Origin of the sequence: Lentzea miocenica (assembly GCF_033949945.1) — a bacterium.
Lineage (GTDB): Bacteria > Actinomycetota > Actinomycetes > Mycobacteriales > Pseudonocardiaceae > Lentzea > Lentzea miocenica.
Genome location: NZ_JAXAVW010000043.1, coordinates 81,720 through 91,620, shown reverse-complemented (window position 1 = coordinate 91,620; position 9,901 = coordinate 81,720). Strand labels below are relative to the sequence as shown.

Here is a 9,901-nt window from a genome sequence, read left to right as displayed (position 1 = left end):
AAGGCCTAACAAAGCACTACTAAAGGCCTTCGAGGGCCTCACGCATCGGCCGCATCTTGGCGTGCGCCTCCTGCACCTCGATGTCCGGATCCGAGTCCGCCACGAGCCCACAGCCGGCGAACAACCGTGCGGTGGACCCGGAGATCTGCGCACAGCGCAAAGCGATGCCGAGTTCACCGTCGCCGTTGCCGTCGATCCACCCGACCGGCCCGGCATACCGCCCGCGGTCCATGCCCTCGAGCTGCGAGATCAACGTCGTGGCGTCCAGCCGGGGCGTGCCACCCACCGCCGCGGTCGGGTGCACGGCCTCGCCGAGGTGCAGCAACGACGTGGACGAAGACAGTTCCCCGATCACGTCGCTGGACAGGTGCGACACGTTCGGCAGTCGCAGCACCGAAGGCCCCTCCACCGACATCGTGGTGCAGTACGGCCGGAGCGTCTCCGCGAGAGAGGTGATCGCGTAGTCGTGCTCTTCGAGGTTCTTCTCCGACGACATCAACGCCGCCGCGAGCTCCTCGTCTGACACACCGTCGTGCGGCCACGTCGTGCCGGCCAGCACCCGCGAGTCCACGACCGAACCGGTCCGGCGCAGCAGCAGCTCAGGCGTGGCACCGACCAGTCCGTCGACGGCGTAGGCCCAGCACTCCGGATACCGCCGTGCGAGACCTTGAAGCACAAACCGCTGGTCAAGCCGTCGATCGGTCACAGCCACCAGGTCGTGGGCCAGCACGACCTTGTCCAGTTCGCCCGCGCGCATCCGGGCGACGGCCGAGCGCACGGCCTCGCGGTACTGCGTGACCGGAAGCTGCCCGTTCGCGTACCGGACCGTTGAGGGGCGCGACAGTGGCGCGACGTTGGGGGCCGGGTCCGAGGCGCCGATCGTGGTGATCCACTGCTCGCCGTTGCGGCGGCCGACCACGACTTCGGGGACGATCAGCACCGAGTCGCCCGGCTCGTCGGCGAAGGCCATCGAGACGAACGCGACGGGGCCGCTGCCCGGCACGCCCAGTTCGTCGTCGACGTCGAGGTGCGAGACGAACTCGCGCCACCACTTGTCGGCCTGCGCGAACCTGTCCGGGCCGCTGACCTCCAGCCTTGCCGCTTCGCCCCACCCCACGAGACCTGAACCGTCGCGCACCCAGGCGAGCGCGTGCTCCGGGTCTGGCAGCAGTCCGAGCAGGTCACCGGCGGTGTCCCGCTTCGACCGAACGCGAATTCGCTGCCGTGTGCGCGATGTCGGTGCAGAGGTCACGTCTCGACTGTATGGACCTCAACCTGAAAGCGCGGCACCCGCCCGGCTCTAGACTTCTCAGTTGTGGTGGAGGACGCAGTGACCAAGCCGCCGCTCGGTGTTCGCGTCCGCCGTGCGGTCAGTAGAACGTTGCTCGTGGTCGGCGGGTTGGTCACGCTCGTGTGCGTGCTGCTGCCGATCGCCTGCTGGCGGGACGACATGGCCATCGAACGCAATGTGGGGCAGGCGGTCGCGCAGGTCGACTCCGTGGCCTTCAACAGGACGGTTGTGCGCTACGCCACACCGGACGGGCGCGTGATCATCCCGTCCCAGGGCGTGCTGTACCCGGCCGGGTTGAAGGTCGGGGACAACGTGCGGGTCGAGTACGACCAGACGAACCCGGAACTGACGCGCGTCGCGGGCCGGAGCGCGGTGCTCAGCCTGCTTCCCGTCGGGACCTTCCTGCTGGCCGTCTGGATCGTCATCGCAGCGGTTGTGACAGTTCTACGCAGATTCGGGACTCGGGTGTAACATCGGTGCATGGCGGATGACCTGGAGCAGCGTTTTGAGCGCACGGTGCAGGCCGAATCGCGCATCGAGCCGCGCGACTGGATGCCCGACGGCTACCGCAAGACCCTGATCAGGCAGATCGCCCAGCACGCGCACTCCGAGATCATCGGGATGCAGCCGGAGGGCAACTGGATCTCGCGCGCGCCCTCGCTGCGGCGCAAGGCGATCCTGCTGGCGAAGGTGCAGGACGAGGCAGGCCACGGCCTGTACCTGTACTCGGCGACCGAGACGCTCGGCGCCGACCGCGAGGACCTGACGACCAAGCTCATCGAGGGCCGCCAGAAGTACTCCTCGATCTTCAACTACCCGACGCTGACGTTCGCCGATGTCGGCGTGATCGGCTGGCTTGTCGACGGCGCCGCGATCTGCAACCAGGTGCCGTTGTGCCGCACGTCCTACGGGCCGTACGCGCGCGCCATGATTCGCATCTGCAAGGAAGAGTCGTTCCACCAGCGTCAGGGCTACGAGCTGCTCATGACGATGATGCGCGGCACCCAGCAGCAGCGCGACATGGTGCAGGACTCGGTGAACCGGTGGTGGTGGCCGGCGCTGATGATGTTCGGCCCGCCGGACGCGGAGTCCACGAACACCGAGCAGTCGATGGCGTGGCGGATCAAGCGCGACACCAACGACGAGCTGCGGCAGAAGTTCGTGAACATGAGCATGCCGCAGGCCGAGGCGCTCGGCGTGACGTTCCCGGACCCCGAGCTCAAGTGGAACGAAGAACGCGGCCAGTACGACTTCGGCTCGCCGGACTGGGACGAGTTCTGGCAGGTCGTCAAGGGTGGTGGCGTCTGCAACGAGCAGCGCATCGCCCACCGCCGCAAGGCGCACGAGGACGGCGCCTGGGTCCGTGAGGCCGCCGCCGCACATGCCGCGAAGCACGCCGTTGCGAAGGAAGGTGCCGCGTGAGCACGTCTTGGCCGTTGTGGGAAGTGTTCGTGCGGGGCAAGCGCGGCCTGAACCACGTGCACGTCGGTTCGCTGCACGCGCCGGACGCGGAGATGGCGCTGCGCAACGCCCGTGACGTCTACACGCGCCGCAACGAGGGCGTCTCGATCTGGGTCGTGCCCGCCACGGAGATCACGGCCTCCTCGCCCGACGAGAAGGACCCGTTCTTCGCGCCGGCGGGGGACAAGGTCTACCGGCACCCGACGTTCTACGCGATTCCCGAGGACGTGCCGCACCTATGAGCTTCGACAACGCATACGAGTCCTTGCTGGGCCACGAGGACGCGCACTGGGCGTTCGGGACGGGCTTCTCAGAGGCCCTGTCCGGCGTGAACCGCGAGTTCCCGGCCGGTGTGGACCGCGACGCTCTTGCCGCCTACTGCCTGATGCTCGGCGACGACGCGTTGATCTTCTCGCAGCGTTTGTCCGAGTGGTGCTCGCGCGCTCCGGAGCTCGAAGAGGACATCGCTCTCGCCAACATCGCGCTGGACCTGCTGGGCCAGGCCCGCATGCTGCTGACGCGCGCCGGCGAGGTGCTGGACCGCGACGAGGACGCCCTGGCCTACCTGCGCGACGAACGCGAGTTCCGCAACGTGCACCTGGCCGAGATCGACTGCGGACCGGGCCCCGGCGGCGACTTCGCAACGACCATCGCGCGCCTGCTGGTGTTCTCGTCGTGGCGCCTGGCCCTGTTCTCCCGCCTGCGCGGCTCGGCGGACCCGGTGCTCGCCGCCATCGCCGAGAAGGGCCTCAAAGAGCTGGCCTATCACCGCGACCACGCCGCCCAGTGGACCGTCCGGCTCGGCGACGGCACCGACGAGTCGCACCGCCGCATGCAGGCCGGCCTGGACCGCGTGTGGCCGTTCGTGGACGAGCTGTTCGCGACACACGCCGTGGAAGTTGCTCTCGCCGGCGTCGCGGTCGACCCGGCCTCGCTGCGGTCCGAAGTGGACGGTGTGCTGGAGGCGGTTCTGTCCGCCGCTGGTCTCACCCGCCCGGCGGACACGCGCGCGGCGCGGGTGGCGGGCATGGCCGGTCGCGACGGCGTGCACACCGAGGCCATGGGCTACCTGCTCGCCGAGATGCAGCACCTGCACCGCTCGCTGCCAGGAGCGGTCTGGTGACCACCGCACTCGAGATCGCCTCGGCCGTGCGGGACCCGGAACTCCCGGTCCTCACGCTCGCGGACCTCGGCGTGCTGCGCGAAGTGTCCGAAGAGGACGGTCGCGTCGTCGTCACCATCACCCCGACCTACTCGGGCTGCCCCGCGATCGACGAGATGGGCGCTGACCTGCGCCGTTCGTTGATCTCCGCGGGCTACGAGCAGGTCGAGGTGCGCCTGTCCCTGTCGCCGGCCTGGACGACGGACTGGATCAGCTCCGAAGGCCGCTCGAAGCTGGCGGCCGCGGGCATCGCGCCGCCGTCCCGTGTTGGTCCTGCTGCTGTCGGCCCGGTGCCGCTGAACCTCGTGCCGCCGTCCCGGCAGGTCGCGTGCCCGCAGTGCGGCTCGCTGAACACCTCGGAGATTTCTCGGTTCGGCTCGACCGCGTGCAAGGCCCTGCGCCGCTGCCACGCCTGCGCCGAACCGTTCGAGCACGTCAAGGAGATCTGAGTGGCCCGCCGCGCTGCCTTCCACAAGCTGACGGTCGCCCACGTCGACCGCCTCTGCGACGACGCCGTGGCCGTCACCTTCGACGTGCCGGCGGACCTGTCCGAGGACTTCGCCTTCGCCGCGGGCCAGTACCTGACCCTGCGCCAGGGCGACGAACGCCGCTCGTACTCGATCTGCGCACCCCACGGCGCCGCACCCCGAATCGGCGTGCGCCGCGTCGACGGCGGCCAGTTCTCCACGTGGCTGGTGGATCGCGTCGCTCCCGGTGACGTGCTCGAAGTCCTCCCACCGCTCGGCAAGTTCTCCCCGACCGGTGTCGGCACGCACCACGGCTTCGTGGTCGCCGGCTCCGGCATCACCCCGGCCCTGTCGATCGCCGCGACCGTGCTGGCCACCGGCGCCCGCGTGACCCTGCTGTACGGCAACCGCAGCACCAACACGGTGATGTTCGCCGACGAACTGGCCGACCTGAAGGACCGCTACCCGGCCACGTTCCAGCTGATCCACGTCCTGTCCCGCGAACCCCGCGACGTGGAACTGTTCACCGGCCGCCTGAACGCCGAGAAGCTGACCGCGCTGTTCGGCAGCGTCGTCCCGTTCGAGGCCATCGACGAATGGTGGCTGTGCGGCCCCTACGAGATGGTCCAGGACGCCACCGCCGTGCTGCGCGACCGCGGCGTCCCTGCGGATCGCGTGCACCACGAGCTCTTCTACGTCGACGAGCCGCCGCCCCCGCCACGCCGGGCCGAGGCCGTGATCGACGCCGCCGCGTCCGTGACCGTGGTGCTGGACGGCAAGTCGACGACCCTGCCGTTGCCCGCCGACGAGCCGATCTTGGACGCTGCCCAGCGCGTTCGCGCGGATCTGCCGTTCGCCTGCAAGGGCGGGGTGTGCGGCACGTGCCGGGCGCTGGTCACCGAGGGGTCCGTCGAGATGCGGCGCAACTACGCGCTGGACGAGTCCGAGGTGGCGGCGGGGTTCGTGCTGACCTGTCAGGCGTTGCCGACCAGCGAATGCGTGACGGTCGACTTCGACGCCTGAACGGAGTAGCTCGTTACTCCTTTGAGACCATATGGTCCATGTGGCACGGTTTTCTGGATGAGTCGCGACGAGGTACGACCTACCTGGTCGTCGCGGTTGTTGTTCGTCCGCGTGAGCTGGACAAGATTCGCTCTGCCCTGCGTCGGTTGGTGAAGCCCGGCCAGCGTCGGGTGCATTTCAAGAAGGAGGGCGATTCACGGCGGCGGGAGGTTGTCTCCCGGCTGCGTGAACTGGAGCTGCGGGCTGCGGTCTGGACGGTTCGCGACTCGGACGACGTCCACGCCCGGCAGCTTTGCTTGTCCGCTGCGGCGGCCTGGCTCCAGGAACGCGGTGTCACGCGGCTGGCAATCGAGAGTTGTGCGCACCAAGATGTGCGCGATCGGCAAACCCTGGCATTGGCGCTGGAGAAGGTCGACGAGCCGTTCACCTACGAGCACCTGCGTCCAGCCGAAGACCCAGTCCTGTGGGCGAGCGATGCACTCGCGTGGTGTTTCGGCGCGGGAGGCGACTGGCGGCAACGCGTCCAGCCGATGCTTGATGCGGTGGTGCGGCTCGACCAGTGCCCAGAAAGCGCGAAACCCGGCAACCGACCGTCCGGACGGTGAACCGGGTCCACTTCCGGCTCCTACTGGAACCGGCAACAAGAACTATAGCAGAGATGATTCGCAGCTGATTGATTCCCGATGGACCGCAAACGCGCGGTGAACATGGCACGATCACGAGCCATGGGGGTTGTCGTCCGTTCAGCGCTCTGGGGTGCCGCAGCCGGCACCCTGCTCATGGGCGCCCTCACGGTTCTCGTCGAGGTGAGCGTTCCCAGCGAGCGTCCCTCCTCGCTCTTCGTGACGATCATCGCGATGATGGTCATCTCGCTGACCTTCGGCGGCATCCCCGGCCTCGCGATCGGCACGGGCATCGGCTTCGTCCGCCGGTCGATCCAGCGCCCCAGCCAGCCCAGGCCCGCATATCTGCCGACGCCGCAGCAGCCTTACGACATGTGGTCCGAGATGGTCGAACGTTGTGCGGAGTCCACGAGACGAGTCGCGGCGGCTGTTCAGACGGTGCCCAAGTCTGCGGCCAACGACTGGTTGCAGAGGATCAGCGAGCAGCTGACGAAGGAGCTCGACGACGTCCGCGGCATCGCGCAGCTGGGCAGGGCGCTCGGTGCGGTCGACCGGCAGCATCCGGTGTACCAGCGGCTGCTCAAGGCCGCGCACGACTTCCACCAGTTCGAGAACGAGGTCGGCCGGGTCGCGTTGCAGATGTTCGACCACCCGGAGTTGGACGAGGCGCGCACGCACCTCGAGGTGCTGGAGAAGCAGCTTCCTCAGTTGTCGACCTGAAGCGCGGACTGCCACCAGCCCAGGACCTCGTCGGCTGCGTCTGGCGCGGCCACCAGTAGGCCGTCCACGGGCAGTTGAGCGCCCTCGCCGCGTCTGTCGAGCACGACCGCACCGGACTCCACTGCCAGTGACACGGCACCGGCTACGTCCCACTCGTGATAGCCGTGCAGCACTGCGGCGGCGACGTGGCCCAACGCCACTTGTGCCACGGCTAGGCATTTCGAGCCCAGAACGCGCACGCCGGTGCCTGCTATCGCGGCCGTGGAGATGAATTCACCCATTCCGGGCCACGGGCCCGTTCGGGTCATCTCGGTGCACACCACCAGGGAATCGCCCTGACGCTCGGTCAGGCGGACCGGTGTGCCGTTGGCGCGCATGCCGCGGCCGCGGGCGGCGGCGTAGATCTGGGAGCGGTACGGGTCGGCCACCACGCCGACCACGGGGCCCCAGCGGTCCACAAGGGCAAGGCTGTAGGCGCACCAGGGCATGCCCGCGGTGTAGTTCGCGGTGCCGTCGACCGGGTCCACCACCCAGCGGAACTCGGAGTCGCCGGGGACGTCGGCGTCAGAATTCTCACAGAACACGGGAATCGCGGGGAACTCGGCGGTGAGCACGCGGCGGGTGTGGCGTTCCAGGGTGCGGTCGGTGTCGGTGACCCAGTCGAACGGCGACTCGTCGGAGTCGGGACGTACGCCGCGGCCGGCGGTGGCCATGATGACGTCGGAGGCGTCGTTCGCCAGGCGGCCAGCCACTTCCAGCGCGATGGACACCAGTCCGGGATCGACTGGGTGCGCGGGGCGAGACGACAAGACGGTCATGCTGGCCTAGTTTCACCGCGTCGGGTGACCGGCAACCTAATCGAAGATGACGAATCGACGATCACCTGGCCACGACGTGAGGTGTTCTGACCGCGTCAAATTTCGCGTCACGCGGACTTCACACCAGCACTACAAGGTGTCCTTGTGCGCGTAGCGATCGTGACCGAGAGCTTCCTGCCCCAGGTGAACGGGGTCTCCAACTCCGTGCTCCGTGTCCTGGAGCACCTGCGCCGCAACGGCCACCAGGCGATCGTCGTCGCCCCCGGCGCCGGAGCGGACGAACACCACGGCACGCCCGTCGTCAGAGTTTCCGCGGTCGACGTGCCCATGGTGACGAGTCTGCCCATCGGGGTGCCGAGCCCGAGAGTGCTGCACGAGCTGGCTGACTTCCAGCCGGACGTCGTGCACCTCGCGTCGCCGTTCGTGCTGGGTGCGTACGGTCTCAGGGCCGCGCGCAAGCTCGACGTGCCGACCGTCGCGGTCTACCAGACCGACGTCGCGGGGTTCGCCGGCAACTACGGTCTCGGGCTCACCAAGCGCGCCGCGTGGCGGTGGACCAAGCGCCTGCACACGCTGGCCGATCGCACGCTGGCGCCGTCCAGTTCCGCGGTCGAGGCGTTGGAGGTGCACGGTGTGCCGCGCGTGCACCGGTGGGGCCGCGGCGTCGACATCGACCTCTTCCACCCGCGCCCCAAGCACAACGACGAGCTCACCGTGGGCTACGTCGGACGCCTCGCGCCGGAGAAGCAGGTGCACCGGCTGCGCGAACTCCACGACCTGCCGGGCGTGAAGTTGCGGATCGTCGGCGACGGCCCGGACCGCGAGCAACTGGAACGCGACCTGCCCAACGCGGAGTTCCTCGGCTTCCGCACCGGCCAGGCGCTCGCCGAGGCCTACGCCTCGCTCGACGTCTTCATCCACACCGGACCGCACGAGACGTTCTGCCAGGCCGTGCAGGAGGCGCTCGCGTCCGGCCTGCCGGTGCTCGCGCCGAACGCCGGCGGCCCGCGTGACCTGGTCCACCACGGCCGGACCGGGTACCTCTTCGAGGACGACATCGCGCAGTACGCGGAACTCCTGCGCGACCCGCTGCGGCGCAAGCGGTTCGGTCTCGCCGCCCGCAAGTCGGTGCTCTCCCGCACCTGGCCTGCGATCTGTGACGAGCTGATGGGTCACTACGCTGCGGTGATCGGACTAACTCACCAGGCGGCCGCTTGAGGATCGTTCAGCTAGCCAACTTCTACGGACCCAAGTCGGGCGGACTCCGCACGGCACTGCACCACCTGGGCACCGGCTACGTGCAGTCGGGTCACGAGGTGGTGCTGGTGGTGCCGGGCGACCGGCGCGCGGACGAGGTGCTGCCCGGCGGGGTCCGCCGCATCACGCTGCCGGCCGTCAAGATCCCGTACACCGGCGGCTACCGCGTGGTGGATCCGTGGCGCGTCAAGTCCCTGATGGAGCACCTGAAGCCGGACCGGCTGGAGGTCTCCGACCGGCTGACGTTGCGCGGCATGGGCGCGTGGGCGAGCGAGCGCGGCATTCCGAACATCGTGATCTCCCACGAACGCCTGGATCGCCTGCTGCAGTTCGTGCTGCCGGAGAGCCCTGCCGTGCGCGGCGCCGACTGGGCCAACCGCCGCATGGCCGCCTCCTACGACACCGTCGTCTGCACGACCGCTTTCGCGCGCGAGGAGTTCGACCGCATCGGCGCCGCGAACGTCACCCAGGTACCGCTGGGCGTCGACCTCACCACCTTCACCCCGCTTCGGCACTCGGTGGACCTGCGACGGGATCTCTTGCAGGGCAAGGAGAACCTTCTGATCCACTGTGGACGGCTCTCGCCGGAGAAGGCCGTCGAACGCTCCGTCGACACCCTCGCCGAACTGCACGAGCAGGGTCACTCCGCCCGCCTGGTGATCGCCGGCGACGGCCCTCGCCGCGCTTCACTGGAGAAGCGCGCGGCGGGCCTGCCGGTGACGTTCCTCGGCTTCGTGAAGTCGCGTTTGGACGTTGCCTCACTGCTGGCGAGTGCCGACCTCTCGCTGGCACCCGGCCCGCACGAGACGTTCGGCCTGGCCGCCCTGGAAGCACTGGCGAGCGGCACCCCGGTCGTCGTCAGCCAGAGCAGCGCGCTGAAGGAGATCGTCCAACCGTCGTGCGGCGCCGCCGTCGACGACCACGCGGTCGCCTTCGCTGCGGCCGCTCAGCGGCTCCTGGCCTCCGGCTCGCGGGAGGCCGCCAGAGCCCGCGCCGAGGAGTACCCGTGGCACGCGGCGGTGGACGGCATGCTCACGGCTCTGAAGGTGCCCTGAAGATGATCTCAGGCGCCCTGACTT

Annotated in this window: 12 protein-coding genes; 10 read left to right on the top strand and 2 right to left on the bottom strand. The window is 69.0% G+C overall.

Going from position 1 to position 9,901, the window contains the following annotated elements:
* Positions 1–19 precede the first annotated feature (19 nt).
* Positions 20–1,252, bottom strand: coding sequence for an isochorismate synthase (locus SK803_RS39785; protein WP_319971367.1), 1,233 nt, complete (start codon positions 1,250–1,252; stop codon positions 20–22).
* Between the two features lie 63 nt (positions 1,253–1,315).
* On the opposite strand from SK803_RS39785, the gene SK803_RS39780 reads away from it, so the two are divergent.
* The 8 genes from SK803_RS39780 (at position 1,316) to SK803_RS39745 (ending at position 6,747) form a co-directional block, all read left to right on the top strand.
* Positions 1,316–1,762 (top strand): DUF3592 domain-containing protein, encoded by a 447-nt coding sequence (locus tag SK803_RS39780; RefSeq protein WP_319971366.1) that lies wholly within the window; start codon positions 1,316–1,318, stop codon positions 1,760–1,762.
* A 9-nt stretch (positions 1,763–1,771) separates the two neighbouring features.
* On the top strand, positions 1,772–2,713 hold the full coding sequence (gene paaA, locus SK803_RS39775) for a 1,2-phenylacetyl-CoA epoxidase subunit PaaA (protein WP_319971365.1): 942 nt from the start codon (positions 1,772–1,774) through the stop codon (positions 2,711–2,713).
* Positions 2,710–2,994, top strand: coding sequence for a 1,2-phenylacetyl-CoA epoxidase subunit PaaB (gene paaB, locus SK803_RS39770; protein ID WP_090065945.1), 285 nt, complete (start codon positions 2,710–2,712; stop codon positions 2,992–2,994). The genes paaA and paaB overlap by 4 nt, the downstream gene beginning before the upstream one ends.
* A complete protein-coding gene (paaC, locus tag SK803_RS39765) occupies positions 2,991–3,875 on the top strand; it encodes a 1,2-phenylacetyl-CoA epoxidase subunit PaaC (RefSeq protein WP_319971364.1) in 885 nt (294 codons plus the stop codon). The genes paaB and paaC overlap by 4 nt, the downstream gene beginning before the upstream one ends.
* The gene (gene paaD, locus SK803_RS39760; RefSeq protein WP_319971363.1) at positions 3,872–4,363 is read left to right on the top strand and encodes a 1,2-phenylacetyl-CoA epoxidase subunit PaaD; all 492 of its coding nucleotides are present in this window, start codon (positions 3,872–3,874) and stop codon (positions 4,361–4,363) included. The genes paaC and paaD overlap by 4 nt, the downstream gene beginning before the upstream one ends.
* Positions 4,364–5,404, top strand: coding sequence for a 1,2-phenylacetyl-CoA epoxidase subunit PaaE (paaE, locus tag SK803_RS39755; protein WP_319971362.1), 1,041 nt, complete (start codon positions 4,364–4,366; stop codon positions 5,402–5,404).
* A 38-nt stretch (positions 5,405–5,442) separates the two neighbouring features.
* Complete coding sequence (locus SK803_RS39750) at positions 5,443–6,009, top strand: hypothetical protein (RefSeq protein WP_319971361.1); 567 nt, start codon at positions 5,443–5,445, stop codon at positions 6,007–6,009.
* Between the two features lie 120 nt (positions 6,010–6,129).
* Positions 6,130–6,747, top strand: a complete 618-nt coding sequence (locus SK803_RS39745) for a hypothetical protein (protein WP_319971360.1) — start codon at positions 6,130–6,132, stop codon at positions 6,745–6,747.
* Here the strand turns inward: SK803_RS39745 and SK803_RS39740 are convergent.
* Positions 6,732–7,565 carry an inositol monophosphatase family protein gene (locus SK803_RS39740; RefSeq protein ID WP_319971359.1) on the bottom strand — a complete coding sequence of 278 codons (834 nt, stop codon included), beginning with the start codon at positions 7,563–7,565 and terminating at the stop codon, positions 6,732–6,734. The genes SK803_RS39745 and SK803_RS39740 overlap by 16 nt on opposite strands.
* Positions 7,566–7,709: 144 nt before the next feature.
* On the opposite strand from SK803_RS39740, the gene SK803_RS39735 reads away from it, so the two are divergent.
* Both SK803_RS39735 and SK803_RS39730 read left to right on the top strand, forming a co-directional pair.
* The gene (locus tag SK803_RS39735; RefSeq protein WP_319971358.1) at positions 7,710–8,783 is read left to right on the top strand and encodes a glycosyltransferase family 4 protein; all 1,074 of its coding nucleotides are present in this window, start codon (positions 7,710–7,712) and stop codon (positions 8,781–8,783) included.
* Positions 8,780–9,877 (top strand): glycosyltransferase, encoded by a 1,098-nt coding sequence (locus tag SK803_RS39730; RefSeq protein ID WP_319971357.1) that lies wholly within the window; start codon positions 8,780–8,782, stop codon positions 9,875–9,877. Before SK803_RS39735 ends, SK803_RS39730 begins: the two co-directional genes overlap by 4 nt.
* Positions 9,878–9,901: the final 24 nt, after the last annotated feature.

Coding starts and splice junctions, on each gene's coding strand:
- paaA (WP_319971365.1), top strand. CDS start 1,772: ATGGCGGATGACCTGGAGCAGCGTTTTGAGCGCACGGTGCAGGCCGAA.
- paaC (WP_319971364.1), top strand. CDS start 2,991: ATGAGCTTCGACAACGCATACGAGTCCTTGCTGGGCCACGAGGACGCG.
- SK803_RS39750 (WP_319971361.1), top strand. CDS start 5,443: ATGTGGCACGGTTTTCTGGATGAGTCGCGACGAGGTACGACCTACCTG.
- SK803_RS39745 (WP_319971360.1), top strand. CDS start 6,130: ATGGGGGTTGTCGTCCGTTCAGCGCTCTGGGGTGCCGCAGCCGGCACC.
- SK803_RS39740 (WP_319971359.1), bottom strand. CDS start 7,565: ATGACCGTCTTGTCGTCTCGCCCCGCGCACCCAGTCGATCCCGGACTG.